Source organism: Streptomyces sp. NPDC033966 (assembly GCF_055575955.1).
In genome coordinates this window covers 1-25,801 of the sequence record NZ_JBVIRQ010000007.1, presented here as the reverse complement: position 1 = coordinate 25,801, position 25,801 = coordinate 1, and the positions used below count along the sequence as shown (strand labels likewise).

Sequence of the window (25,801 nt, the reverse complement as noted above, 5' to 3'; positions counted from 1 at the left end):
CTACGGACCGAGCACCACCGCCGACTCGCCCGGTACGTGGATCCGCCCGTCCGGACCCGGATGCTCCACCGGCTCCCAGGACGCCAGCACCCGCACCCCGTTGCGGCCCAGCGCCACCGTCACCGACTCCGTCGACAGGTTCACCACCACCCGCACCTCGCCCCGCCGGAAGGTCAGCCAGCGGCGCTCCTCATCGTAGGCGACCCGGACCGCCGCCAGGTCCGGGTCACGCAGGTCCGGGTGGGTGCGGCGCAGCCGGATCAGGGTCCGGTACCACTCCAGCAGCCAGGCGTGCGACTCCCGCTCCGGTTCGGCCCAGTCCAGGCAGGACCGGTCGCGGGTGGCCGGGTCCTGCGGGTCCGGGACCTCTTCCGCCTTCCACCCGTGCGCCGCGAACTCCCGGCGCCGGCCGCTGCGCACCGCCTCGGCGAGCTCCGGGTCGGGGTGGTCGGTGAAGTACCGCCAGGGCGTGCCGGCCCCCCACTCCTCACCCATGAATAGCATCGGCACGAACGGCCCCGTCAGCGCGAGCGTCGCCGCGCAGGCCAGCAGTCCGGGGGAGCAGGAGGCGGACAGCCGGTCGCCCAGCGCCCGGTTGCCGACCTGGTCGTGGGTCTGGGCGTAGCCGAGGAAGCGGTGCGCGGGGGTACTGCGGCGGTCCACCGGCCGGCCGTGGGTGCGGCCCCGGAAGGAGGACCAGGTGCCGTCGTGGAAGAACGCCCGCGTCAGGGTCTTGGCGAGGGCGCCGAGCGGGGCCTCGGCGAAGTCGGCGTAGTAGCCCTGCGATTCACCGGTCAGCGCACAGTGCAGGGCGTGGTGGAAGTCGTCGTTCCACTGCGCGTGCAGCCCCAGGCCGCCGGCCGCGCGCGGGGTCGTCAGCCGGGGGTCGCACTGGTCGGACTCTGCGATCAGGAACAGCGGCCGCGTGGTCTCCGCCGCCAGTTCGTCCACGGCGGCCGACAGCTCCTCCAGGAAGGACAGCGCCCGCCCGTCGGCCAGCGCGTGCACCGCGTCCAGCCGCAGCCCGTCGATCCGGTAGTCCCGCAGCCAGGCCAGCGCGCTCCCGATCAGGTACGAGCGGACCTCGTCGGAGCCGGGCGCGTCCAGGTTCACCGCCGCGCCCCAGGGCGTGTGGCGGGTGTCGGTGAAGTACGGTCCGAAGGCGGGCAGATGGTTGCCGGAGGGGCCCAGGTGGTTGAGGACCACGTCCAGCACCACCCCGAGCCCGGCCGCGTGCGCCGCCTCCACGAACGCCGCGAGCCCCGCCGGGCCCCCGTACGGCTCGTGCACCGCCCACGGCGCCACCCCGTCGTACCCCCAGCCGTGCCGGCCCGGGAAGGGGCACACCGGCATCAGCTCCACGTGCGTGACGCCCAGCCCGGCCAGGTATCCCAGGCGGCCCGCCGCGGCCTCGAAGGTGCCCTCGGGGGTGAAGGTGCCGACGTGCAGCTCGTACAGGACCGCGTCCTGCAGCGGCAGGTGCGGCGCCGGCACGTGGGGGGCGAGGGCCGTGAGGTCGACCACCGCCGACAGGCCCTCCGTGCCGTCCGGCAGCCGCCGCCCGCGCGGATCGGGCCGGACCACCGGATCGTCGCCCAGCCGGAACCCGTACCGGTCGCCGTCGGCCGCCGGGGCCTCGACGACCCACCAGCCGGAGCGGCCGGGGGCCGGGTCGGGGGCCATGTCGTAGGCGGTGTCGTTCAGTCGCATGGCGACCCGACCTGTCAGCGGTGCCCACACCTCGAACTGCACGGACGGTCCCCTCGTCTCCGGCGGTGTCCAGCATGCGTAATCGTGCCCATCATTCCGGGCCCGGCGGGGGAGTTCTGGACACTCCACACCCGACGGGCCGACAATCACCCTGTGACGTCGAGTTTCGAGTTCCCCGCCTACCCCGCCCCGCGGCTCTCCGACGCCGAGCGGGACCGGGCGCTGGGCCAGCTCAGGGAGGGTGCGGCCCTCGGGAAGCTGTCGCACGACACCTTCCTGCGCCGCATGGAGCTCGCGCTGGTCGCCCGCCGGTCCGAGGACCTCGCCCCGCTCCTCGCCGACCTCCAGACGCGCCCGGGCCCGATCGGCGCCGAAGCGCCGTGGACCAGCCGGCTGTTCGGCTGGGTCGGCCGCGCCTCGGCCGTCTCCGCCGGGGTACGCCGCGCCTGGCAGGTGGAACGCCTGCCCAAGCTGCTCTTCCCCCACCCGGCCGGCGGCCCGCTGCGCATCGGCCGCGACCCGGGCAACGGGCTGCGGCTCAGCCACGAGACCGTCTCGCGGGCGCACGCCGAGCTGAGCATGCGGGACGGGATCTGGCTGCTGCGCGACCTCGGCTCGACCAACGGCACCACCGTCAACGGGCGCCGGGTGACGGGCGCGGCGGTCGTGCGGCCGGGGGACCAGGTGGGGTTCGGGCGGATGAGCTTCCGGCTCTCGCAGGACTGAGCGGCCGGGAGCGCGCGCCGAGGAGGCAGAATCGGGGCCGTGAACCACCGACCTGATCCCGCCGACCTCTATCCCGACGTCGCCGCGCGGGGCAGCCTCGCCGCCGCCCTGCGAGCCGTCGCGGAAGAGGGCGGCTTCGCCTTCCCCGTGACCGATCCCTCGCACTCCGAGCCGCTCGGCCACGCCTCCGTGGAGAGCGGGTCGCCGATCCGGCACCCCCTGCACATCAGCGCGTGGGCGGCCGAGCGGAGGTGGTCGGTCCGCGGCGAGGAGTCCTTCCAGAACATGGCGCTCGTCGAGGGCCGCACCGACGACCTGGTGCAGCTCGCCAGGGCCGCGCGGGCCTGGTACGACGGCGCGCCGCTCGAGGAGGTCCGCGACGCCGCGCCGTTCGTACGCCTGACCGGCCGCTTCGAGGTGCCGGACCGGGACCCGGCCCGGCTGACCGAATCCGAGTGGCAGCACATGCGGGTGGAGGCGGCGGAGCAGGGCGGACCCGGGTACCGGGAACTCGTCGAGGCGGCGTACCGGGAGCCGGTCCTGCGGGCCCTCTTCCCGTTCACCAGCCACTGGGTGCTGCGGTTCTCGACCACGACCCGGCCGTCCCTGACCATCGCCGGGCCCTGCGTGCTCACGCACGCGGCCGACCGGTACACCGTCAGCCGCGGCTTCCTGGGCGGCGACGTGTACGCCGAGACCACGACGGCCGAGGAGGCGGTGGCGGCCGTGGTGCGCCACCTGCCGGCCGGGCTGGGCCCGGTGACGGCGGGGACGGTCCGGCAGCGGACTGAGGAGACCGACGGCTGACCGGCGGAACCCGCCGGTTCCCGCTTTGCCCCCGGCCGGGGGCCCGGCAGGATGCCCTCATGGACCACACCGGCATCGTGCGCCCCGCCCGCCCCGAAGACCTCCCGCGCCTCACCGAGCTCATCCACGAGCACGTCGCGTACGAGAAGTCGGCGCCCCGGCCCGCCGGCCTCGGCGAGCGCCTCGGCCCCCTGCTGTTCGCCGAGGACGCCCGGCTGTGGGTGCTGCTCGCCGAGACCCCGGGCGGCGCCGTGGCCGGATACGCCGCCTGCTCGGAGGAGTTCGCGTTCTGGGACGCCCGCCACTACCTCCACATGGACTGCCTCTACCTCGCCGAGGAGGCCAGGGGCCACGGCCTCGGAGCCGCCCTGATGGCCGCCGTGGCCGGCCTCGCCCGCGAGCTCGGCCTCGGACACGTCGAGTGGCAGACCCCCGACTGGAACGAGGGCGCGATCCGCTTCTACGACCGCCTCGGCGCCGGCTCCCGCCCCAAGCAGCGCTACGCCTGGCCGGTCTGAAGACAGCGGTACGCGGCCAGGACCGTCCGCGACTGGTGCTCCACCTGCGTGGCCACCGGTATCCAACGAGCCTGGAAGCGGGCCGAGAACTCCTCGCACCACCCCGTCACCAGGCGGTCCAGGCCGGGCGCCGCCGGATGCGCCTGGGCCCGCAGCACGCGCAGCAGCATCGCGGCGGCGCGCAGCGACAGCCGCCGCCCGAAGGCGTCGATGCTGCCGAGGGAGGCCGTGGTGGCCTCCGCGGGCGCCGCGGGAGCCGTCCACTCGGCGGCGACCTGAGGGATCAGCCCCAGCGTCCAGTCCACCGCCCGCAGCAGCGCGGCGGCGCCCGGACCGGCGGCCGGGACCCCCTCCCGCAGCCCCGCCACCCGTGCCGCCTCACCGGTCAGCCGCTCCGCCAGCACGCGCAGGGCGCCCCGCGGGTCGGGGTGCGGGGCCGGGTCGTCCACCAGGTCGGAGGCCCACATGGGCACCTCGACGATCGCGGTGGTCCCGCGCCGGCGGTGGCACCAGGTGCTGCGCCGGGTGTCCTCGCTCCCGTCCTGCGGCATCACGAAGATCCCCGGCCCGGGGGAGCCCCACCCGGCGGCGTCGGAGGCCCCCGTCTCCACCGGGATCCGCAGCTCGGCGGCCGACTTCCCGAAGGGCTCGGCGAGCCCGGGCACGTCGCGCGTCAGCTGGACCCAGGACCCGCCGAGGTCCGTACCGTGCAGGGAGACCTGCAGGGCGGGCCGCAGTTCGTCGAGGAGCGCGGTCAGGGCGCGCGTCTCGGGCGGGAGCCGGTCCGGGGGGAGCAGGGACGGCGCCCACTCGGGCTGCTCCGGCCCGGGCGGGCGGTAGAAGTTGCGGTGGTAGTCCAGCAGCGAGCACGGGCGCGGCGTGCGGTGCAGGTCGGCGCCGTCGGGGTCGGCGCAGAGCAGGAAGTGCCAGCCGGCCCCGCCGCCCCCGGCCCGGATCACCCGCCGGGCCAGGTCCAGCGCGGTCGCCCCGCCGACGGGCTCATTGGCATGGGCCCCGGCGACGACGAGCACCTCGCGGGGCCCCTCGCGCCGCCCGTCGACGGAGAGCAGCCACAGCGGCCTCCCGCCCCGGGAGACACCGGCCTGCCGCATCCGCACCCGCCCGGGGTGCTCGTCCGCCAGCGCCCGTCCGGCCAGGGCGAGTTCGTGCGGGGTGGGGTAGCGCATGTCACGGAGGAGGGTCACATGTTGTGCCATGCCCGCCACACCGGCCGGCTACTGCTCCCCGGGCGCCGAATGTGTGTGCCGTCGTTCGGGGCGCTCTTCCCCGCCGCCGGCGGCACGCCTACGCTCGGACCGTGCCCGGATGGATCGAGTTGGCGTACACCACGGCCGGCGGCGTCGTCGGCGGCGCGGTCACCAACCACCTCTCCCGGAACCAGGAACGCCGGCAGCTGCGCGCGTCGGTCATGCAGCAGCTCCTCCGCGTCGCGGCGGTGCGCGACGGGGTGTGCGACATCGTGCCGGCCCGGCGGGGGAGCAGGTCGCGCCCGCCCGTCACGGTGGTCCTGGAGGACGGCCGCGACGCCGGGCACGTCCAGCGGGAAGCACTCTCGGAACTCGTGGTGGCCGCGCTCTCGGCCGGCATACCGCGCAGGGTCCTGGACTTCGCCGGAGGGGCCGAGGAACGGGCCCTGCGGTGCGAGGCCGTCAGGTTGGCCGACCTCCGCCTGGGCGGTGTCCTGGGCGAGCCGCTCGAAGAACTCACGGCGCGGACCGAGGAGTACCGGCGGGCCACGGCCCAACTCCTGCTCCGGACCCTGTGGCACCCGTGGCGGACGCGGCCGCGGATCAACGCGCGCCTTCGCCGGCTGCGCCGGGACGCCGCCGCGCTCCAGCGCGCTCAGGAGGCGGCGATGTCCGTCCTGGCCCGGCCGGAGCACGTCACCTCCCTCACCGCCCGGCTCACAGCTGTCGCTGAGCCGCCTCCAGTAGTTCCCCCACCGTGGAGTTGAACGCGATGGCGGCCTGGGGCGCGTGGCGGGGAATCAGGTTCACGATGAGTTCGAACAGCGGGAGCAGGTGCTCGGACTTGCGGATCCCGCCCCCGACGATCACGACGTCCCACGGCTTCCTGGTCAGCGCGGCGATGAGGGTGGACTCGACCGCCTCGTCGTGGACGACCAGCTCCATGGCCGCGTCGATCCCGTGCTCCCCGAACCGGGCGAGCTCCGCGTCGAGCGCTGCCTGAAGTGCCGCCCCGTCGATACCGGGAATCGCCTGGGGCTCGTAGCCGATGAGAAGTGTGGAAGGCATGCAACGAACCTAACGAGGCCCGCCCGGACCGTGATCCGTTTTCGGCCACCCCGCAGGAGTCAGCCCCATTTCTGGCGGTCCGACCGGTCGCAGGGGCGCAGGCGGAGGCCCGCGGGGCCGTCGTCCAGGCACTGGCCGGTGGTCTTGCTCCTGACCTCGACCGACGCGTCGGGCAACGCGGTGACGGTCCACTTCTGGGACGGGGACGTGCCGCAGGAGCGGGCGGCGAGACCGGTGCCGTCACCGTCCAGGCAGGCGCCGGTGGCATGGTTCCTCAGCGTGCCGGCTCCAGTGCCGTCCGCGAGGGGATGGAGGGTCCAGCGCTGGTAGCTCATGCCGTTGGGCGGGAAGGCCCGCAGGCCCTGGTCGAGGCTGTGGTCCAGGCAGCTGCCCGTGGAGCGGTTGACGAAGATCCGCACCACGTCGTGTGACGCGGCCGCGGCCTCGGCCCCGGCCCGTGGCTCCGCCGGGGCCTGCGCGGACGGCACCAGGAAGACCCGGCACAGTGCGGCGCCCAGGAGCAGCCCGACCAGGGCGGCGACGGCCGGCCACGTCCAGCGGCCCCGCCACCACGGGGAGACCGGGGGCGCCGGGGCCGGCGCCGGGGGCGCGGGCTGGCTGCGGTCGGCCGCCTCCCACAGCGCCCGGTACTCCGCGGGATCGGCACCCAGGGCCCGGCACAGGTCCCGGACGGTGTTCCACGGCGGGACGGTACTGCCGCGCAGGTAGCGGGAGAGCGAGGAGTCGCTGATCATCACCTCGGACTCCAGCGAGCGCAGCGTACGGCCGGACCGCTGCTGCAGGGCCCTCAGCGCACCACCCAGTTGTTGCCCCGGGCTGCGCCCGTCGACGTCCGCCATGCTCGCCCCTGTCCCGGGATGGTCATGTCCCAGCAGGTCAGAAGGTTAGGGATCCCGACTCGGGCGAAGCAAACGGGACACCGTTGCGAGGCCCCGCCGGACCCGCGCAGACTCGGCACCAGCCGGCTCCCAGTCGAGTGAGCGGCGATCCCCATCAGCGCCGGACGGGCGCATTTCCCCTGCGTTCCCCTGCCGGAAATCGGAGAACGGGCATGTCCTTGAACCTCACCCGCCGCGTGGCCACGGCCGCGTTGACCACCATCCTCTCCCTGGGCTCCCTCGCGCTGACCGCGCCACAGGCCCCCGCCGCACCGGCCCCCGCGGCCGCCACCGCCCAGGCCCCCGCCGCCCCCGGACAGGCGGCTCCCCGCGTCAGCCGGGCGCAGGTCATCGCCCGGGCCAAGACCTGGCTGACGGCCGACAACGGCCGTCCGGTGCCCTACGGCCAGAACAAGTACTGGAAGGACGGCTACCGGCAGGACTGCTCGGGCTACGTCTCCATGACCCTCGGCCTGCGCAAGCCCGGCCCCAACACCGTCTCCCTCAAGAACGACGGCTTCACCCGCCGCATCGCGATGAAGGACCTCGCGCCCGGCGACCTCGTCATCAAGGCCGACAGCAACAGCCCCGACTTCCGCCACGTCGTCATCTTCGACGGCTGGGCCGACAGCGCGCACACCGCCTACAAGTCCTACGAGCAGGCGGGCGGCGTCGGCACCCGCTGGAAGCGGCACTCCTACGGCGTGAACGGCCGCGACGGCTACCACGCCTACCGACCCGTCAACATCACCGGCTGACCGAGGAGCGACATCAGCATGAGCATCCGTACGACCCTCCTGGCGGGCATCCTGCTCGCCACCGCCCTGGCCCCGGCCACCACCGCCGGGGCCGCCGCGCCCGACAGCGTCCAGACCTTCCGCAACGCCGCGACCTCGGCCTGTCTGGACGACAGCGACGCCGGTGTCCGCACGTACTCCTGCCTGGGCAACGACCACCAGAAGTGGAACGTCCACCAGTGGGCCGACGGCACCCGCGAGCTGAGGAACCGCAAGACCGGCCTCTGCCTCACCGACCACCCGCGCGGCACCGCCTCGGCCCAGCCGTGTGACAAGGCGAAGGACGAGAGCTGGATCGTCCACCGCTACCCGGACGGCGCCGTCGAGCTCAGGAACCAGGCGACCGGCCTGTGCCTGGACGACAGCCCCCAGCACCACCTGCGCACCTTCCCGTGCGGTACCCACGCCCAGAAGAGCCCCTACCAGACCTGGCACTGACCACCCCGGGCCCGGCCTCCTCCCCGGGGGAGGCCGGGCCCACCGTCGGCGGGGGATATCCCCACCCCCCGCCCTCCGGGCAGCAGGATCGCCCCGGCGGCCGGACACGGAAATGCTGGGCATATCACCGATCCCACCGATCTCCCCACCATTGCGCAGGAGTTGCCCCATGCCCCAGCAGGCCCGGCGAAGGACCCTCGTACGGGCGGCGGCCGCCGCCGCCGTGACCATCGGCCTCCTGGCGCCGTCCGCGACGGCCACCGCCCGCCCGGACCCCGTCCAGCAGGGCCTGAACGCCCTGGTGCGGACCGACCACGTCCCCGGCGCGCTGGCCACCGTCACGGACCGCGGTGGCCGCTCCCGTACCTACACCGCGGGCGCCGAGGACGGTCGGATACGCATCGGCAGCAACACCAAGACCTTCACCGCCGTCGTCGTCCTGCAACTGGTCGGCGAAGGGAGGATCGGCCTCGACACCCCGGTCGACACCTACCTCCCGGGCCTCGTACGGGGCGAAGGGATCGACGGCAGCCGCATCACCGTCCGCCAGCTCCTCCAGCACACCAGCGGACTGCCCGACTACGAGGCCGACGTCACCGACGACATCATCCGGCACCGGTACCTCGAACCCCGGGACATCCTCGACATCGCCTTCCGGCACAAGGCCGCCTTCCCTCCCGGAACCAGCTGGGCCTACAGCAACACCAACTACGTACTGGCCGGCCTGATCGTCCAGAAGATCACCGGCCGCCCCCTCGCCGAGGAGATCGACAAGCGGGTCGTCCGGCGCGCCGGACTGCGCCACACCTACTTCCCCGCCCCCGGTGACCTGACCATCCGGGGGCCCCACCCCGAGGGCCACCACCAGGACTCGCCGGGAGCACCCGTGTACGACGTCACGGAGATCGACCCCTCCGCGGCGTGGGCGGCGGGCCAGATGATCTCCACCAACGCCGACCTCAACCGCTTCTTCACCGCGCTCCTGGCCGGCGACCTCCTCCAGCCCGACCAACTCGCCCAGATGCGCACCACGATCCCCCTCGGCGACAGCGGCGCCGGCTACGGCCTGGGCCTCATGAGCCGGACGCTGTCGTGCGGCGGCCTCTCCTGGGGCCACGGCGGTGACATCACCGGCTACGAGACCCGCGGGGGAGTCACCGAAGACGGCCGCGCCGCCAACGTCGCGGTGACCATCGACCCGGTCGACGGAGCGACCACGAAGCACGTCGAAGCGCTCGTGGACACCGCCCTGTGCCGGGGCGCGTAGCGGGCCGCCCCCTACTCCCGCACCAGCAGCGCCACCGGGAGCCCCTCCAGCAGCTCCGCCAGTGCCACCCGCCCCTCGTACGCCGCGCCCCCCGCACCCTCCGGACCCCGCACGCGCCGCCAGCGTCCCGGGGGCAGTTCCAGGGAGGTCTCCCGCCAGCCGCCCGCCGCCGCCAGACGGTGCGAGAGCCGGGTGGCCACCGCGACGAGGCCGGCCGGGCGGGCGAAGGCCAGGCAGTGGCCGGCCGCCGGGCCCCGGGCCGGCAGGGGGGCGTAGCCGGTGAACAGCCCGGGCCGGTCGCGGCGCAGCCGCAGCAGGGCCGCCGTCAGCGCGAGCTTCTCCCGCGCGAGGTCCGGCGGGGCGGCGCCGGCGTCCAGGGCGGCCAGCGCCTCCCGGGGGAACTCGGCGGGGCGGCGGTTGTCGGGGTCGACCAGCGCCCTGTACTCGTACTCGGAGCCCTGGTACACCTCCGGCACCCCCGGCATCGCCAGGTGCAGCAGGGTCATCCCCAGCAGGTTGGCGCGGGCCGCCTCCGCCAGTTCCGGCGGCAGCTCCACCGCCTCCCGGGGCACCAGGTCCGCGATGCCCGCCTCGTACCCCTCGTCGGGGTCGGTCCAGGAGGTGTGCACCCCCGCCTCCCGCGCGGCCTTCAGCAGGGCCGCCGCCAGCCGGGACTCCCGCTCGGGCACCGCGCCCAGGCCCAGCGCGCTCTGCCGGGCCACCCACGCCAGCCGCGGATCCGCCCCGGCCGAGCGGGCCGCCCCGGCCTGGCCGTTCGGCCCGTCCGGCACCCCCATGGCCTCCGGGGCCTGTGACAGCACCGCGATCCGGGCCCGGACGTCCGCGCTGCGCTTCGTGTCGTGCGTGGACAGCACCGTCCCCGAGGCGGGCCAGTCCCGCTCCAGCTCCGCGCAGTACGCGTGGAACTCGGCGACCGACACCGCCGGGTCCCCGGGCTCCCCGCCCACCTCGGTGGCCGACAGCAGCGGCGCCCACCGGTAGAAGGCCCGGTCCTCCAGGGACTTGGCGCGCAGCGCCGCCGAGGTCTGGGCGAAGCGCGCCGCGAAGGCGGGATCCCGCAGCAGCAGCGCCCGTACGCCCTCCACGGCCCGGGCCCCCGCCTGCGCGGCGGCCCGCTCCAGGGTCGCCGCCGACGGTCCCGGCCCGCCCGGGTACGTCCGGTACACGGGCGAGGCGATCAGCAACTCACGTACTGCGTCCGCCAGTTCCGGCCCGGCCCAGCGCTCCAGCAGCCCCAGCTCGGCGGCCAGGTCGACGGTCAGCACCTCCCGCGCCGCGGCCGCGGCGGTCTCCTCCCACGAGGCGGGGCCGCCGCCGGACTCCCCGTACGCGCGGGCCAGCCGCCCCGCCCCCGCCGGGTCGGTGAACACCCCGTCGATCCGGTGCAGCGCGTCGTACCCGGTGGTGCCGGCCACCGGCCAGGAAGCCGGCAGCCGCTCCCGGCGGGCCAGGACCTTCTCCACGACCACCCAGCAGCCGTCCCCGGTCGCGGCCCGCAGGCGCCGCAGGTACTGCTCCGGATCCGCCAGCCCGTCGACGTGGTCGATCCGCAGGCCGGCCACCACCCCGTCCCGTACCAGCTGGAGCACCTTCGCATGGCTCGCGGCGAACACGACCGGATCCTCCACCCGCACCCCGATCAGGTCGGTGATGGTGAAGAAGCGGCGGTAGTTGAGGTCCGTCCGGGCCTCGCGCCACCACGCGGCCCGGTACCACTGGGCGGCCAGCAGCTCCGGCATCGGCAGTCCGGCCGTCCCGGCCCGCAGGGGCAACTCCACGGCCCCGTACCGGAGCAGCGCCTCCCCGTCCCCGTCCCCGTCGCCGCCCACCACCTCGCCCGCCTCCCCGTCCCCGCCCAGCACCGGCAGCAGGACCTGCCCCCCGCCGCCCTCCCAGTCGATGTCGAACCACCGCGCGTACGGGGAGTGCGGCCCCTCCCGCAGCACCTCCCACAGGGGCCGGTTGAGCCGCAGCGGCACCGGTACCGCCATGTGGTTGGGGACGATGTCGAGGACCAGTCCGAGCCCGTGGGCCCGTCCGGCCGCCGCGAGCGCGCGCAGACCCCGCTCGCCGCCCAGTTCGGCCCGTACCCGCGCGTGGTCGGTGACGTCGTACCCGTGCTCCGAGCCCGGCACCGCCTCCAGTACGGGGGACAGGTGCAGGTGTGACACGCCGAGTGAGGAGAGGTACGGTACGGCTGCCTCGGCCGCCGCGAACGTGAAGCGCGGGCCCAGCTGGAGACGGTAGGTCGACGCCGGAACGACCGGCGTCTGAACGTCGGATTCCGATTGGCTGATTGAATACCCCAGGCTCATGAGAACGTACGTACCCAGCCCGCACGATTCCGTGCCATTACCCAATGCATCCGGGTGACTGCGCCGCGTTAGTGTCGATCAAGTGGTTGGAACCGTCAGTACCTATCGTCACGTCATCGCCCTGACCGGGCCCCTACTCCCGCTCGTCTCCTTCTTCGCCCGACTGCCCGTCGCGATGTCCCAGTTCGGCAGCGTCCTGCTGGTCGCCGAGACCAGCGGCTCGCTCACCACCGCCGGAATCGTCGGCGGCACCCTCTCCGCCGGCCAGGTGGTCTTCGGACCCGTCCTCGGCCGTCTCGCCGACCGCCACGGGCAGAGGCCCGTCGTCCTCACCGCGGCCGCCGTCAACGCCCTCGCCACCGCCGCGCTCGTCGCCGGCGCCCTCGGCGGCCTCGCGACCGCCCCGCTCGCCGCGATCGGCGCCGTCACCGGGGCCTCCGTACCGCTGATCGGGCCGCTCGCCCGCACCCGCTCCGTCGCGCTCGCGCACCGCGCGAAGGCCGACGAGCGGACCGTCGGCGCCGTGCACTCGCTCGAAGGCACCCTCGACGAGGTCTCCTTCGTCTTCGGCCCCGCCCTCGTGGGCCTCGCCGCCCTCGTCGCGCACCCGGCCGTCGCCCTCGGCTGCGCCGCCGCCCTCGTGGCCGTCTTCGGCACCGCGTACGCCCTGCACCCGACCGCCGCCGTCACGGCCGGGGCCCCTGCGCCGGAGCGCGCTGCCGGCACCCGGCCCGCCCGGCAGCCCCGCGTGGTGCACGCCGTACGCGGCTCCCTCGCCCTCCAGGGCGCCATGTTCGGCGCCTGCCAGGCGGGAATCGCCTCGCTCACCGACCGGTTGGGCGTCCCCGGACAGGCCGGCATCGTCTACGCCGCCATGGGCGTCGTCAGTGCCGCCGTCGGTCTCGCGCTCGGCGCGCTGCCCGCCCGCTTCGGGCTGCGGCTGCGCTGGCGGGTGGCCACCGGCGCCGCGCTGCTCCTCTCCGTGCCGCTGCTGTTCACCGAGACCCTGTGGCCGCTGTACCTGGTCGTCACCGTCCTCGGGGCCGCGTACGCCCCGCACCTGATCACCGCGTTCGCGCTCACCGAGCGCGTGGTCGAGCCCGCCCGGCTCGCCGAGTCGATGGCCTTCGCCGCCAGCTCCCTGGTGGCAGGGCAGGCCGCCGCGCTGGCCGTCTCCGGACGGCTCGCCGAGTCGTACGGGCCCGCCGGGGCCTTCGCCGTGGCGGTGGGCGCGGCCGCGCTGTGCCTGGCCATCGCCCTCGTGACCCGGGTGCCGTCCGCCCGGTCCCAGGCCCCGGCCGTGGGGGCGGCCCCGGCCCCGGCCAAGGGCTTCATCCCGGCCCAGCGCACCACGTCCCCCGAGGACTCGGCGGCCGGCTCCTCGACCGGCTACGCCGGCCGCTGAAGCACCACCAGACACCGTCCCGTCAGGGCCACCCGGTCCCCGGCCGCGTACTGCGGCCCGGTGCCGGGTGGCAGTACTTCCGCCCGCGCCGTGTCCACGATCAGCCTCCAGTGCGCGCCGTGCCCGGCCGGGACGGTGAAGTCCTGCGGATCGGCGCCCGCGTTGAACATCAGCAGGAACGAGTCGTCGGTGATCCGCTCCCCGCGCGTGCCCGGTTCGGAGATCGCCTCCCCGTTGAGGAACACGGTCAGCGCCCGCGCGTGCTGCGCCTGCCAGTCCCGCGCCCGCATCTCCTCGCCGTGCGGGGTGAACCAGGCGATGTCGGAGAGGTCGTCGTGCGTGCCCTCCACCGGCCGGCCGTGGAAGAACCGGCGCCGCCGGAACACCGGGTGGTCGCGGCGCAGCCACACCATCCGCCGGGTGAACTCCAGCAGCGACGGCGGCGGTTTGCCCGGCTCGGGCCAGGCCACCCAGGACAGCTCGTTGTCCTGGCAGTAGGCGTTGTTGTTGCCGCCCTGGGAGCGGGCGAACTCGTCGCCGTGGCTGAGCATCGGCACGCCCTGCGAGAGCATCAGGGTGGCGGTGAAGTTCCGCATCTGCCGCTCGCGCAGCTCCTGGATCCCGGGATCCTCGGTGGGCCCCTCGGCCCCGCAGTTCCAGGACCGGTTGTGGGTCTCGCCGTCCCGGTTGCCCTCCCGGTTGGCCTCGTTGTGCTTCTCGTCGTACGAGACCAGGTCGTTCAGGGTGAAGCCGTCGTGGCAGGTGGTGAAGTTGATGGAGGCCAGTGGTCGCCGCCCGTCGTCCTGGTACAGGTCCGAGGAGCCCGTCAGCCGTCCCGCGAACTCGGCGAGCGTACGCGGCTGGCCGCGCCACAGGTCCCGGACGGTGTCGCGGTACTTGCCGTTCCACTCGGTCCACAGCGGCGGGAAGTTCCCCACCTGGTAGCCGCCCTCGCCCAGGTCCCAGGGCTCCGCGATCAGCTTCACCTGGCTGACCACCGGGTCCTGCTGCACCAGGTCGAAGAACGAGGACAGCCGGTCCACCTCGTGGAACTGCCGGGCCAGCGTGGCCGCGAGGTCGAAGCGGAAGCCGTCCACGTGCATCTCGGTCACCCAGTACCGCAGCGAGTCCATGATCAGCTGGAGCACGTGCGGGGAGCGCATCAGCAGCGAGTTCCCGGTGCCGGTGGTGTCCGTGTAGTGCCGGGGGTCGTCCGCGAGCCGGTAGTACGAGGCGTTGTCGAGGCCGCGGAAGGACAGCGTCGGGCCCAGGTGGTTGCCCTCGGCGGTGTGGTTGTAGACCACGTCCAGGATCACCTCGATCCCGGCCTCGTGCAGCGCCCGTACCGCCGACTTGAACTCCAGCACCTGCTGGCCCCGGTCCCCCGAGGCGTAGCCGTTGTGCGGGGCGAAGAAGCCGATGGTGTTGTAGCCCCAGTAGTTGCTGAGCCCGTCGTTCACCAGGCGGTGGTCGTTGACGTACTGGTGCACGGGCATCAGCTCCAGCGCCGTCACCCCGAGCTTCGCCAGGTGCCCGATCACCGCCGGGTGCGCGAGCGCCCCGTAGGTGCCCCGCAGCTCCTCCGGGAGGTCGGGGTGGCGCATGGTCAGGCCCTTCACGTGGGCCTCGTACAGCACCGTGTGGTGGTACTCGTGGCGCGGCGGCCGGTCGTTGGCCCAGTCGAAGTACGGGTTCACCACCACCGAACTCATCGTGTGCGGGGCCGAGTCCAGGTCGTTGCGGGAGTCCGGCCGGCCGAAGTGGTAGCCGTACACCTCCTCGCCCCAGGACACCTTCCCGCTGATGGCCCGCGCGTACGGGTCCAGCAGCAGCTTCGCCGCGTTGCAGCGCTGCCCGCGCTCGGGCTCGTACGGGCCGTGCACGCGGAACCCGTACCGCTGGCCGGGCATGATCCCGGGCAGGTAGGCGTGGCGCACGAAGGCGTCCGTCTCGCGCAGCTCCACGGCGGTCTCCGAGCCGTCGTCGTGCAGCAGGCACAGCTCGATGCGCCGCGCGACCTCGGAGTAGACGGCGAAGTTGGTGCCCGCGCCGTCGTACGTGGCGCCCAGCGGATACGCCTGACCCGGCCAGACTTGCATGGCTAACGACTCTTCCCATCCTGGTCCGGCTCGGTCCGGCGCACGGTCCGGCTGGACCTGCGCGGCTCACGTCTCTGCCAGATCTTCCCCGAAAGAGGGTCCGCACGCGTGGACTTGGAATGCTGCCGATGGGTGAACCGGAGAGCTGATATGCGGGTCAACGGACTGTCCGGGCATCACATAATGGGTCAACGGACAGCCGGACCAGGGGACCTGAGGTCAAAGGGGACGGCTTCGGGCTGCGTCGGGCCGCGTGCGCGGAGTACCCTTCCGTGATCACTGGAGACGGGCGTCCAGACGCAGAAGGCGGTGCACGGGTGAGCTCGGGAGGTCTGGAGCTGCCCCCTGGTGACAGCGGTCACGAGGGTGGCCCGGTGGACGCCGCGGGCGGTTCGGGCGGTACGTCCGGCGGTGTGCCGGGCACGGCGGCGGCCGGGGCGGCGGTGTCACTGGCCCCGCAGGCGGCCGGGGACGCGCGGGCCGGGGCCGAGCTGGACTGGGGCACGGACGCGTGGAGCGAGGTCCGTACGCGGGCCCAGCGCGCGGGCCGTGCGTACATCTGGCTGAACCTCATCGAGCAGCGGCTGCGGTCGGTGGTCGGCGCGGTGCTGCGGCCCGTCTACGAGCCGGTGCACGGCGGGGACGACTGGGTCGTCGCCGCGGCCGGCCCCGCCGGGCAGGAGTGGGTGCAGCGGGCCGTGGCCGTGCGCGAGGTCAGCCGGCGCAAGGGCTACCTCCTCGACCCGGCCGACGACAACGTGCTGAGCTTCCTGACGCTCCCGCAGCTGCGGGAGCTGATGGTCCAGCACTGGCCCTGCTTCGAGCCGTACTTCGACGACCGGCGCGAGATCGAGCTGGCGCTCGACGAGCTGGAGGTCACCCGGAACGTGGTCTCCCGCAACCGGGCGCTGTCGCGGGCGGTGCTGGAGCAGGCGGAGCGCGCCTCGGCGCGGCTGCTGGAGGTGCTCGGGGCCGGCGCGGGCAGCCCCTCGGCGGACCGGCTGCCGATCGACGCCGTCGAGGACCTGGTCGGGGACCGGTACGCGGACGTCATCTCGGTCCACCCGGACCGGGTGCGGCTCCAGCGGAACCTGCCGGCGGAGGACCTGTTCGGGGGCGCGCGGCGGCTCGACGCCATCGGCATAGGTCTCAACCTGCTGGTGCAGAACTTCTCGGGCCGCAGGCTCGTCAGGCTCACGGAGGCGGGCTGCCGGGTGCGGCTGCTGTTCCTGAACCCGGCGAGCAGCGCGGTCAAGCGGCGCGAGCGGGAGCTGGGGCTGCGCAAGGGCGAGCTGAGCCGGTCGGTGGAGATGAACATCCTGCACGTGCGCAGGGTGAGGGCGGGCCTGAAGGACCCGTCGCGCTTCGACATCCACGTCTTCGACGAGACGCCGCGCTTCACCGCCTACCTGGTGGAGGGGCAGTCCTCGGGCATCGCGGTGGTCCAGTCGTACCTGCGGCGGGCCCGGGGGATGGAGGCACCGGTGCTGGTGCTGCGCGGGGGCGGGCGGGGAGTGCCGAAGGACGCCGACCACGGGCTGTTCCAGACGTACCGGGAGGAGTTCGAGTCGGTGTGGGAGGACTCGCGGCCCGTGTCGTGAGACCGGTGCGTGAGACCGGTGCGTGAGACCGGTGCGTGAGACCGGTGCGTGAGGGCCGGGCGTACCAGGCCGGGTCCGGGCCGGCACCCGGGGGGTGCCCCGGCCGGGTGTCAGTGCCTCGTGGCAGGCTGAAACGCGTTGACCGGAAACACGGGGGAGGGGCGCGTCATGGAGGCGTGGCACGGGGGAGCGCTGGTCGGATTCGACCTGGAGACGACCGGCACGGAGCCGGGGGAGTCCCGGATCGTGACGGCCGCGGTGGTCGAGGTGCGGGGCGGTGAGGTGCGCGCGCGGCGCGGCTGGCTCGCGGATCCGGGGATACCGATCCCGGGGGAGGCCGCGGCGATCCACGGGATCAGCACGGAGCGGGCCGTCGCCGAGGGCCGCCCGGCGGGGGAGGTCGCCGAGGAGGTCGCGGCGGCGCTGGTGGAGCACTGGCGCGGCGGTGCCGTGGTGGTCGCCTACAACGCGGCCTTCGACCTGACGCTGCTCTCGGCCGAGCTGGCCCGGTACGGGCTGCCCTCGCTCGCCGACCGGCTGGGCGGGGCCGAGACCGGGCCGGTGGTGGACCCGCTGACGATAGACCGGGCCGTGGACCGCTTCCGGCGCGGCAAGCGGACGCTGGAGGCGGTGTGCGGGGTGTACGGGGTCACCCTCGACGCCGCGCACGACGCGGGGGCCGACGCGCTGGCGGCGGTCCAGGTGGCCCGGGCGATAGCCGCCCGGCACCCGGAGGTCGCGGCGCTCAGCCCGGCGGAGCTGCACGACCGGCAGGGCGGCTGGCACGCCCGCTGGGCCCGTGACTTCCAGTCCTACCTGCGCCGCCAGGGCAGCCCGGACGCGGTGATCGACACGGCGTGGCCGCTACGGGGGCCGGTCCCGGCCTGAGCCCGGCCCGGGCGGGGCGTCGCGGTGCCCGGCGTGGAGTCCGGGAAGCGGGGGCCGCCGCGCACGCCGCGGTGGTGGTTCCCGTGCGGGAGCCGGGGAAGCCGGTGGTGTGTCCGGGGCCTGCGTGCAGGGGGGTGGACGAACGGCCGGATTCCGGTGCGTGGGACGACGGCGGGCCGCCCCGGGCGAGCCCTGGCCGCCGCCACGGGGCGCCGCCGTCCGGGCCCGCGCGCGGTCCGCCTGCCCGCCGCCCCGGCGGCATGCCGCGCCGTCGCCTCCCACCGCCCCGGCCGGCGGCGTGACCCTTTAGGGCCTGTCCGGTGGATCAGGGCCGGGGCCGACCTTGATCCACCGGACAGGCCCTGGTGCCGTGCCCGGGAAGGTCCACCGGGTCGTGGTGCCCGGCACGGCACCTCGCCGCGTTGTCGGACCGCGTAAGTACGTCCAGTACGAGCCGCGGTCCTCCGCCTTGCGATGCACCGCACCGGACACCGCGACCCGGCACACCTTCCCGGCCACAGCACTAGAAGGGGTGCCAGCGGGCTTCCGTGTCGCCTTCGCGGAGGGAGGCCACGCGGCGGCGGAATTCGGCGAGGGCCTTGGGGTTGGCGGGGGCGTGCTGGGCGACCCACGCGCAGCTCGCCGTCTCGCGGGCGCCGCGCAGGACCGCGCAGCCCTGCCACTCCCGTACGTCCCATCCGTACGCGGCCGCGAAGGCCTCGTAGGAGGCGGTGGGCATCCCGTACCGGTCGCGGGACAGGGCCATCACCACCAGGTCGTGTTCCCGGAGGTCCGCCGACACCGTCTCCAGGTCGACCAGGACCGGCCCGTCCGGGCCCACGTGCACGTTGCGCGGCAGGGCGTCCCCGTGGATGGGGCCGGGAGCCAGGTGCGGGGTGAGCCCGGCGACCTCGCCGGCGTAGGCGTCGCGCCGGGCGCGCAGGTACGCCGCGTCCTCGGGGTCGACGGCCTCGCCGGCCAGCCGGAGCCAGCGTTCGACCCCGCCCAGCAGGTCCCGCGCGGGCAGCGCGAAGGACGGCGCGGGCAGCGCGTGCAGCGGCCGCAGCAGCGCCGCGAGGTCCTCGGGGCCGGCCGGGCGGGTGGGTTCCGGCAGCCGGTGCCACAGGGTCAGCGGGTGTCCGTCCACCAGCCGGGGCTTCGGTTCGGCGGCCCGGACCGCCGGGATCCCGGCCTCGGCGAGCCAGCCGGCCACCGCGAGTTCCCGCTCGGCCCGTGCCAGCAGTGCCGCCTCGCGGCCCACCTTGACCACCAGGCCGCCGGCCGCGAAGACGGCGTTCTCGCCGAAGGCGAGCAGCTCCGGGCGGTCCGCCCCGGTGCCCGCGAGTCCCGCCTCCGCCAGTACGTCCCTGGCCCGCGCCTCGTCCATGCGTTCGTCTCGTCCTTCGCCGGATCGTCGTCATCGCCGTGATCGCAGTGATCACGGTGAGTCCGCCCAGTCTCGCATTCCCGGCCCGGGCCCCTGGAGGGCCGGGAATCGGCCGATGCGTCGATTTTCGGGCAGGGTGGCCCGCCCGACCCCTTTCCGATTGCACGAGACGTCTCGTCTCGTTACGGTCGGGTCATGACTTCAGCAGCCAGGCCCGCACACATCGCCATGTTCTCCATCGCCGCCCCCGGGCACGTGAACCCGAGCATCGAAGTGATCCGGGAGCTCGTCGCCAGGGGCCACCGCGTCAGCTACGCCATCCCCGCCTCCTTCGCCGAGAAGATCGCGGAGACCGGAGCCACCCCGGTGATCTGGAAGTCCACCCTGCCCACCGACGACGACCCCGAGGCCTGGGGCACCGAGCTCATCGACTACCTCGAACCCTTCCTCGACGACGCCGTCCAGGCGCTCCCGCAGCTCGCGGCCGCCTTCGAGGGCGACGAACCCGACCTCGTCATCCACGACATCACCGCCTACCCGGCGAGCGTCCTCGCCCGCCGCTGGGGCGTCCCCGAGATCTCCCTCTCCCCGAACCTGGTCGCCTGGACCGGCTACGAGGAGGAGGTCGCCGCCCCGATGACGGCGCAGCTGCGCGCCTCCGGGCGCGGGCAGGCGTACTACGCCCGCTTCCGCGCCTGGCTCGACGAGAACGGCATCGACGAGGACTCCGACCGCTTCACCGGCCGCCCGCGGCGCAGCATCGTCCTGATCCCGCGCGTCCTCCAGCCGCACGCCGACCGGGTCGACGAATCCGTCTACACCTTCGTCGGCGCCTGCCAGGGCGACCGCAGCGCCACCCAGGGCACCTGGGAGCGGCCCGCCTCCGCCGAGGGGAAGAAGGTGCTCCTGGTCTCCCTCGGCTCCGCCTTCACCAAGCGGCCCGCCTTCTACCGCGCCTGCATCGAGGCCTTCGGCGGCCTCCCCGACTGGCACGTGGTCCTGCAGATCGGCAAGTTCACCGACGAAGCCGAACTCGGGGAGGTCCCCGCCAACGTCGAGGTCCACCGCTGGGTCCCCCAGCTGGACATCCTGCGCCAGGCCGACGCCTTCATCACCCATGCGGGCGCCGGCGGCAGCCAGGAGGGCCTGGCCACCGCGACCCCGATGGTCGCCGTGCCGCAGGCCGTCGACCAGTTCGGCAACGCCGACATGCTGGCCGCCCTCGGCGTCGCCCGGCGCGTCGACGCGGAGGACGCGAACGCCACCACCCTGCGCGAGGCCGTCCTCGGCCTGCTCGCCGACCCCGAGGTCGCCGTCCGCGCGGAGGCCGTCCGCGCCGCCATGGCCGCCGAGGGCGGCACGCGCCAGGCCGCCGACCTCATCGAGGCCGCACTGTCGTAGCCACCCCCTAGGGCCTGATCCACCGGACAGGCCCTAGGGTGCGGCCATGACGAAGACAGCGAGTACGAAGAAGTACGCCGCCCTCCTGCGCGGCATCAACGTCGGCGGGAACAAGAAGGTCCCGATGGCCGAGCTGCGCTCCGTACTGGAGGGCCTCGGCCACGGCGACGTGCGGACGTACCTGCAGAGCGGCAACGCCGTCTTCAGCAGCGCGGAGGCCGACCCCACCGCCCTCGCCCGGGGCCTGGAGACGGCCATCGAGGCCCACTTCGGCTTCCGGGTGCCCTGCCTCGTCGTCGACGGGGACCACCTCGCGGCCGTCGCCGCGGCCTGCCCGTTCCCGGCGGCCGAACTGGAGGGCAGGCAGCTCCACGCCACCTTCTTCTCCGAACAGCCCGGACCGGAGCGCTTCGCCGCGCTCGACGGCGCCGCGTACCTCCCGGAGGAGTACCGGCTGGGGGACCGCGTCCTCTACCTCTACGCCCCGGACGGCCTCGGCCGCTCCAAACTGGCAGAGGCCCTCGCCCGGCCCGCCGTCGTCAAGGGCCTGGACGTCACCACCCGCAACTGGAACACCGTCGTCAAGCTCGTGGAGCTGACCCGCCCGTGAGCACGGGACGGGCTCAGTGCGCCGCCGGCCCCACGGTCCCGTGGCCCTCGGCGTCGATCCCCTCGGCCGCAGGCCGCGGCCACGTTGTCCTCCCTGGCGGTGCCACCCGGGTGGACCTGCGTCCCTAACCGGCCCCCACCGCGTCGAGCAGCGCCAGGTCACCGACGGACAGGGTGAGCGAGGCCGCGGCCAGGTTCTCCGCCAGGTGCGCCGGGGAACCGGTGCCCGGCGTCGGGCACAGGACCGGGGAGCGGTGCAGCAGCCAGGCCAGCGCCACCTGCCCCGGGGTCGCCCCGTGCGCGGCGGCCACCTCCGCGACGGCGGCCGCACCCTCGCGGGTCAGGGCCCCGCTGCCCAGCGGGTAGTACGGCAGGAAGGCGATCCCCCGCGCCTCGCACAGCGCCAGCACGTCGGCGGAGGACCGGTCCAGCAGGTTGAACGGGTTCTGCACGGCGGCGACGGGCGCCGACTCCACCGCCAGGCTCAGCTGTTCGGCCGTGACGGTGTCCAGGCCGATGTGCCGGATCTTCCCCTCCGCCCGCAACTCCGCGAGCGCGCCCAGCTGTTCGGCCATCGGCACCGCCGGGTCGAAGCGGTGCAGCTGGTACAGGTCGATCCGCTCCACCCGCAGCCGCCGCAGGCTCGCCTCGCACATCCGCCGCAGTTCCCCGGGACGGCCCGCCACGTGCCACTCGTCCGGCCCGGTGCGCACCACCCCGCCCTTCGTGGCGACCACCAGCCGCTCCCCGTACGGGTGCAGGGCCTCGGCGACCAACTCCTCGGCCAGACCGGGCCCGTAGTTGTCCGCGGTGTCGATCAGCGTCACGCCCCGCTCCACGGCCGCGCGCAGCAGTGCCCGGGCCTCGGCGCGGCTGCCGCGCGGGCCCCAGTAGCCGGCGCCGACCAGCCCGCCCGTACCGAGTCCGAGGCGGCGTACGGGCAGGTCCCCGCCCAGGAGGAACGTCGAGTCCATCATGGGCCGACCGTATCCGGGCGTCACGGGTGTGTCAGGCTCGGGGCATGCGTTACATCATCATCGGCGCCGGCGGGGTCGGCGCGACCATCGGCGGGCGCCTCGCCGAATCGGGCCGGGAGGTCGTCCTCGTCGCGCGCGGCGCGCACGCCGAGGCGCTGAAGGCGGACGGACTGCGGCTCACCACCGCCGACGGCGCCCGCGTCCACCGGCTCCCCGTGGTCACCGGCCCGTCGGAGCTGGGCGAACTGCGCGCCGACGACGTACTGCTGCTCGCGGTGAAGACGCAGGACGCCATCGCGGCCCTGGACGCGTGGGGCGACGCGGAGGTCGCGGGAGGCGGCACGGCCGCGCAGCGGCTGCCGCTGCTGTGCGCGCAGAACGGCGTGGAGAGCGAACGGCTCGCGCTCCGCCGCTTCTCGCGGGTGTACGGGGTCTGCGTCTGGCTCCCCGCCACCTTCCTGGAACCGGGAGTGGTCTCGGCCCTGTGCTCACCGCTCACCGGGATCCTGCACCTGGGGCGGGCCGCCGGCGGATCGGACGCGCGGATCCGGGCGGTCGCCGCCGACCTCGGCGGGGCGGGCTTCGAGGCGCCCGTCGTCGAGGACGTGATGCGGTGGAAGTACGCGAAGCTGCTCGGCAACCTGGGCAACGCCATCCAGGCGACCACCGGCCCCGAGCCGGACCCGGCCAAGGCGGCGCTGCTGCTGCGGGCCGTCCGGGAGGGCAAGGCCGCCTTCGACGCGGCGGGCATCGCCTACGTCACCGAGGCCGAGCAGTCGGCGGCCCGCGACGGCAAGGTCGACCAGCCGGCGGGCGTACGCGGCGGCTCCTCCTGGCAGAGCCTCGCCCGTGGCACGGGCTCGGTGGAGGCCGACTACCTCAACGGTGAGATCTCCCTGCTGGGCCGGCTCCACGGCGTGCCCACCCCGGTCAACGACGTACTGCGCCACGCGGCGAACATCTTCGCCCGCGAAGGCCTGCCCCCGGGCGCGATGTCCATCGCCGACCTCACCTCCCTGGCCGACGAGGCCGCCGCCCGCGGCTGACCGGTCCGCCGTCCCCGGCGATGGGGACGGGGACGGCGCCTCAGGCCGTCAGGGCCTGGCGCGGGGTGCGGGCCGGGGCCGCGGTGTCGTAGCGGTGGAGGAGGAGGCGGGCCAGTTCCGGGGTGGCGCCCAGGACGGGCGCGATCACGTCCGCGCCCGCCGCCTCGGCGCCCGCCGTGATGCGGTCCGGGAGGAAACCCGGGGCGATCACGTACGGGGCGACCGCCACGCGGCGGGCGCCCTCCGCGCGCAGGGCGCGTACGGCGTCCTCCGTGCGGGGAAGGGCAGCGGAGGCGAACGCAGGCCGCACGGCGCACCAACCGGTGTGCCGCCACTCCCGCGCGATTTCAGCGATCACTGCGATCGCCTCCGGGTCTGTGGAGCCGGCGGACGCGAGGACGACACCGGTCGTCGCGCGGTCCGCCGGGGTGAGGCCGAGGCCGGCCTCGGCGAGGCGGCGCTCCAGGGAGGCCACCAGGAGGGGGTGGGGGCCCAGGACGTCCGCGACCCGGACCGAGAGGTCGGGGAGGCGGACGGCCGACTCCGCCAGGACCGCCGGGATGTCGGCCTTCGCGTGGAAGGCCCTGGTGAGGAGCAGCGGCAGGGCCACCACCTCGCGTACGCCCGAGAGGTACAGGGAGGCCAGGGACTGGGAGACGGTCGGCCCGTTGAAGTCCAGGAAGGCCGTCTCCACCCGGAGCCCCGGCCGCAGCGACCGGGCCCGCCCGACGAGGGCGTGCACGGTCGCCGCGTGCCGCGGATCGCGGCTGCCGTGGGCTATGACCAGAAGTGCGCGGGACATCGGGTGCTCAGTTCTTGACCAGGAGGCCGCGGCTGCGCAGGACCCAGCGCTCGACGGGGCTGAAGATCAGCAGGTCGATGGCGATGCCGACGATCAGGATCAGGATGATCGCGAGGAACACGCCCGGCAGGTCGATGTTGTTGCGGCCGTTCTCCAGGAGCTGGCCGAGGCCGAGGCCCAGGTCGGGGGAGCTGGCGATGATCTCGGCGGCCATCAGGGACCGCCAGGAGAAGGCCCAGCCCTGCTTGAGGCCGGCGACGTAGCCGGGCAGGGCGGCCGGCATGACGACGTGCCGGGCGCCGCGCAGGCCGGTGGCGCCCAGGGTGCGGCCGGCGCGCAGGAACAGCGGCGGGACCTGGTCGATGCCGGAGACGAGGCCGTTGGCGATCGACGGCACCGCGCCGAGCAGGATCACCGTGTACATCATGGCGTCGTTGAGGCCGAACCAGAGGACGGCGGGCGGCACCCACGCCACCGACGGCAGCGACTGGAGACCCTGGAGGATCGGGCCGATCGCGGCACGGACGAACTTCACCCGGGCGACGAGCAGGCCCAGCGGGGTGCCGATCGCGAGGGCGAGGAGGAAGCCGAGGAGGCCCCGGGAGACCGAGGTCCAGATGATTTCCAGCAGGGTGCCCTTGAGCCACATCTCGGACAGGCTGTCCCAGACCGCGGACAGGGCGGGGAGCTTGGTCTCCTCGGTGACCTTCGCCGAGACCAGCACCTGCCAGACCACCAGCACCAGGGCGACGGCGAGGAGCGGGGGCAGGACCTTCTTGGTGAGGACCTCGCGCACCGGGGTGCGGTGGGTCTGGACCGCGTCGAGGGCGTCGAGGCCGGCCTCCAGGCCGGCCAGGTCGTCCGTCTTCGCCGTGGCCTTCGGAGTGGTGTCAGTGCTGGCCATGGCGGCGGATCTCCCCACGCAGGTGTTCAGTGATCTCGAGGGACAGTTCCGCGACGTCCGCGTTCTCGATGCGGCGCGGCTGCGGGATGTCCACGGTCCATTCCTTCGCGACCCGGCCGGGGCGGGAGGAGAGGAGGACGACGCGCTGGGCGAGGCGGACGGCCTCGCGCACGTTGTGGGTGACGAAGAGGACGGACAGGCCGGTCTCTTCCCAGATGCGGGTGAGTTCGCCGTGCAGGACGTCGCGGGTGATGGCGTCGAGGGCCGCGAAGGGCTCGTCCATCAGCAGGAGGCGGCTGTCCTGGGCGAGGGCCCGGGCGAGGGCGACGCGCTGGCGCATGCCGCCGGAGAGTTCGTGGACGCGCTTGCCGTGGGCGCCGCCGAGGCGGACCAGCTCCAGCAGCCGTTCGGCCTCGGGCCTGCGCTCGGCCTTGGCGACCCCGCGCAGCCGCAGGGCCAGCTCGATGTTCTTGCCGGCGGTGAGCCACGGGAAGAGGGCGTGCTCCTGGAACATCAGGGCCGGACGGCCGAGGGTCTCGATGGACCCCGCCGACGGCTTGTCCAGGCCCGCGACCAGGTTCAGCAGGGTGGACTTCCCACACCCCGAGGCCCCCAGCAGGGTGACGAACTCTCCGGGAGCGACATCGAGGCTGATGTCGTCCAGGACGAGCTGCGATCCGGCCGGGCCGGAGAAGGACTTCGAGACGTGCTCGATGCGGGCGGCGTGCGTCTGCTCCGCTACCGCGCCCTCGGCAGCCTTGGCGAGAGTGGTGGCCATGGTCGTCACCTCCTGGGGTTGCTGGACTACGGGATTACTTGGCGCCGAGGCCGGCGTCGGAGACCTCGGGCTTGCCGGCGGCCTTGAGGACCTTGTTCAGGAGCGTCAGGTCGTAGATGCCGGTCAGGTC

Annotated in this window: 23 protein-coding genes and 1 pseudogene; 13 read left to right on the top strand and 11 right to left on the bottom strand. The window is 74.4% G+C overall.

Going from position 1 to position 25,801, the window contains the following annotated elements; all coding sequences use genetic code 11:
- Positions 1 to 1,752, bottom strand: a complete 1,752-nt coding sequence (treZ, locus tag ACZ518_RS20905; protein WP_469114489.1) for a malto-oligosyltrehalose trehalohydrolase — start codon at positions 1,750 to 1,752, stop codon at positions 1 to 3.
- 111 nt (positions 1,753 to 1,863) lie between these two features.
- Here treZ and ACZ518_RS20900 point away from each other — a divergent pair, with 111 nt between their 5' ends.
- The 3 genes from ACZ518_RS20900 to ACZ518_RS20890 are packed head-to-tail and all read left to right on the top strand — an operon-like array spanning position 1,864 to position 3,761.
- Positions 1,864 to 2,436 carry an FHA domain-containing protein gene (locus ACZ518_RS20900; RefSeq protein WP_469114488.1) on the top strand — a complete coding sequence of 191 codons (573 nt, stop codon included), beginning with the start codon at positions 1,864 to 1,866 and terminating at the stop codon, positions 2,434 to 2,436.
- Positions 2,437 to 2,475: 39 nt separating this feature from the next.
- Complete coding sequence (locus ACZ518_RS20895) at positions 2,476 to 3,243, top strand: DUF6193 family natural product biosynthesis protein (protein WP_469114487.1); 768 nt, start codon at positions 2,476 to 2,478, stop codon at positions 3,241 to 3,243.
- Between the two features lie 59 nt (positions 3,244 to 3,302).
- On the top strand, positions 3,303 to 3,761 hold the full coding sequence (locus ACZ518_RS20890) for a GNAT family N-acetyltransferase (RefSeq protein WP_469114486.1): 459 nt from the start codon (positions 3,303 to 3,305) through the stop codon (positions 3,759 to 3,761).
- On the opposite strand, the gene ACZ518_RS20885 is transcribed toward ACZ518_RS20890, so the two are convergent.
- Positions 3,743 to 4,978 carry a M14 family zinc carboxypeptidase gene (locus ACZ518_RS20885; protein WP_469114485.1) on the bottom strand — a complete coding sequence of 412 codons (1,236 nt, stop codon included), beginning with the start codon at positions 4,976 to 4,978 and terminating at the stop codon, positions 3,743 to 3,745. The genes ACZ518_RS20890 and ACZ518_RS20885 overlap by 19 nt on opposite strands.
- 101 nt (positions 4,979 to 5,079) lie before the next feature.
- On the opposite strand from ACZ518_RS20885, the gene ACZ518_RS20880 reads away from it, so the two are divergent.
- The gene (locus ACZ518_RS20880) at positions 5,080 to 5,736 is read left to right on the top strand and encodes a hypothetical protein (RefSeq protein WP_469114484.1); all 657 of its coding nucleotides are present in this window, start codon (positions 5,080 to 5,082) and stop codon (positions 5,734 to 5,736) included.
- Here ACZ518_RS20880 and ACZ518_RS20875 read toward each other — a convergent pair.
- The gene (locus ACZ518_RS20875) at positions 5,687 to 6,037 is read right to left on the bottom strand and encodes a hypothetical protein (RefSeq protein WP_469114483.1); all 351 of its coding nucleotides are present in this window, start codon (positions 6,035 to 6,037) and stop codon (positions 5,687 to 5,689) included. The genes ACZ518_RS20880 and ACZ518_RS20875 overlap by 50 nt on opposite strands.
- A gap of 59 nt (positions 6,038 to 6,096) precedes the next feature.
- Positions 6,097 to 6,897, bottom strand: a complete 801-nt coding sequence (locus ACZ518_RS20870; protein ID WP_469114482.1) for a helix-turn-helix domain-containing protein — start codon at positions 6,895 to 6,897, stop codon at positions 6,097 to 6,099.
- A 212-nt stretch (positions 6,898 to 7,109) separates the two neighbouring features.
- Here ACZ518_RS20870 and ACZ518_RS20865 point away from each other — a divergent pair, with 212 nt between their 5' ends.
- The 3 genes from ACZ518_RS20865 (at position 7,110) to ACZ518_RS20855 (ending at position 9,438) form a co-directional block, all read left to right on the top strand.
- Positions 7,110 to 7,694: a hypothetical protein gene (locus ACZ518_RS20865; protein ID WP_469114481.1), complete on the top strand. Its 585-nt coding sequence runs from the start codon at positions 7,110 to 7,112 to the stop codon at positions 7,692 to 7,694.
- Positions 7,695 to 7,712: 18 nt separating this feature from the next.
- Entirely contained in the window at positions 7,713 to 8,171 is a 459-nt protein-coding gene (locus ACZ518_RS20860) for an RICIN domain-containing protein (protein ID WP_469114480.1), read from the top strand.
- A gap of 169 nt (positions 8,172 to 8,340) precedes the next feature.
- Positions 8,341 to 9,438 (top strand): serine hydrolase domain-containing protein, encoded by a 1,098-nt coding sequence (locus ACZ518_RS20855; RefSeq protein WP_469114479.1) that lies wholly within the window; start codon positions 8,341 to 8,343, stop codon positions 9,436 to 9,438.
- 11 nt (positions 9,439 to 9,449) lie between these two features.
- On the opposite strand, the gene treY is transcribed toward ACZ518_RS20855, so the two are convergent.
- Positions 9,450 to 11,774, bottom strand: a complete 2,325-nt coding sequence (treY, locus tag ACZ518_RS20850; RefSeq protein ID WP_469114478.1) for a malto-oligosyltrehalose synthase — start codon at positions 11,772 to 11,774, stop codon at positions 9,450 to 9,452.
- Between the two features lie 82 nt (positions 11,775 to 11,856).
- On the opposite strand from treY, the gene ACZ518_RS20845 reads away from it, so the two are divergent.
- Positions 11,857 to 13,179, top strand: coding sequence for an MFS transporter (locus ACZ518_RS20845; protein WP_469114477.1), 1,323 nt, complete (start codon positions 11,857 to 11,859; stop codon positions 13,177 to 13,179).
- Here ACZ518_RS20845 and glgX read toward each other — a convergent pair.
- Positions 13,164 to 15,278 carry a glycogen debranching protein GlgX gene (gene glgX, locus ACZ518_RS20840; protein WP_469114476.1) on the bottom strand — a complete coding sequence of 705 codons (2,115 nt, stop codon included), beginning with the start codon at positions 15,276 to 15,278 and terminating at the stop codon, positions 13,164 to 13,166. The genes ACZ518_RS20845 and glgX overlap by 16 nt on opposite strands.
- Positions 15,279 to 15,595: 317 nt before the next feature.
- Here glgX and ACZ518_RS20835 point away from each other — a divergent pair, with 317 nt between their 5' ends.
- Positions 15,596 to 16,879: an SAV2148 family HEPN domain-containing protein gene (locus ACZ518_RS20835; protein ID WP_469114475.1), complete on the top strand. Its 1,284-nt coding sequence runs from the start codon at positions 15,596 to 15,598 to the stop codon at positions 16,877 to 16,879.
- Between the two features lie 168 nt (positions 16,880 to 17,047).
- Positions 17,048 to 17,767, top strand: a complete 720-nt coding sequence (locus ACZ518_RS20830) for an exonuclease domain-containing protein (protein WP_469114474.1) — start codon at positions 17,048 to 17,050, stop codon at positions 17,765 to 17,767.
- A gap of 523 nt (positions 17,768 to 18,290) precedes the next feature.
- On the opposite strand, the gene ACZ518_RS20825 is transcribed toward ACZ518_RS20830, so the two are convergent.
- Positions 18,291 to 19,154 carry a phosphotransferase enzyme family protein gene (locus ACZ518_RS20825; protein WP_469114473.1) on the bottom strand — a complete coding sequence of 288 codons (864 nt, stop codon included), beginning with the start codon at positions 19,152 to 19,154 and terminating at the stop codon, positions 18,291 to 18,293.
- 115 nt (positions 19,155 to 19,269) lie between these two features.
- On the opposite strand from ACZ518_RS20825, the pseudogene mgt reads away from it, so the two are divergent.
- Positions 19,270 to 20,555 (top strand): annotated as a pseudogene (gene mgt, locus ACZ518_RS20820) (macrolide-inactivating glycosyltransferase).
- Positions 20,556 to 20,601: 46 nt separating this feature from the next.
- Positions 20,602 to 21,165: a DUF1697 domain-containing protein gene (locus ACZ518_RS20815; RefSeq protein WP_469114472.1), complete on the top strand. Its 564-nt coding sequence runs from the start codon at positions 20,602 to 20,604 to the stop codon at positions 21,163 to 21,165.
- 124 nt (positions 21,166 to 21,289) lie between these two features.
- Here the strand turns inward: ACZ518_RS20815 and ACZ518_RS20810 are convergent, their stop codons facing one another.
- Positions 21,290 to 22,141: an aldo/keto reductase gene (locus ACZ518_RS20810; RefSeq protein WP_469114471.1), complete on the bottom strand. Its 852-nt coding sequence runs from the start codon at positions 22,139 to 22,141 to the stop codon at positions 21,290 to 21,292.
- A gap of 44 nt (positions 22,142 to 22,185) precedes the next feature.
- Here ACZ518_RS20810 and ACZ518_RS20805 point away from each other — a divergent pair, with 44 nt between their 5' ends.
- Positions 22,186 to 23,187 (top strand): ketopantoate reductase family protein, encoded by a 1,002-nt coding sequence (locus ACZ518_RS20805; RefSeq protein WP_469114470.1) that lies wholly within the window; start codon positions 22,186 to 22,188, stop codon positions 23,185 to 23,187.
- Positions 23,188 to 23,227: 40 nt separating this feature from the next.
- Here the strand turns inward: ACZ518_RS20805 and ACZ518_RS20800 are convergent, their stop codons facing one another.
- The 3 genes from ACZ518_RS20800 to ACZ518_RS20790 are packed head-to-tail and all read right to left on the bottom strand — an operon-like array spanning position 23,228 to position 25,671.
- Complete coding sequence (locus ACZ518_RS20800; protein WP_469114469.1) at positions 23,228 to 23,989, bottom strand: sirohydrochlorin chelatase; 762 nt, start codon at positions 23,987 to 23,989, stop codon at positions 23,228 to 23,230.
- Between the two features lie 7 nt (positions 23,990 to 23,996).
- Entirely contained in the window at positions 23,997 to 24,893 is an 897-nt protein-coding gene (locus ACZ518_RS20795; protein WP_469114468.1) for an ABC transporter permease, read from the bottom strand.
- Positions 24,880 to 25,671, bottom strand: a complete 792-nt coding sequence (locus ACZ518_RS20790; protein ID WP_469114467.1) for an ABC transporter ATP-binding protein — start codon at positions 25,669 to 25,671, stop codon at positions 24,880 to 24,882. Before ACZ518_RS20790 ends, ACZ518_RS20795 begins: the two co-directional genes overlap by 14 nt.
- Positions 25,672 to 25,801 lie beyond the last annotated feature (130 nt).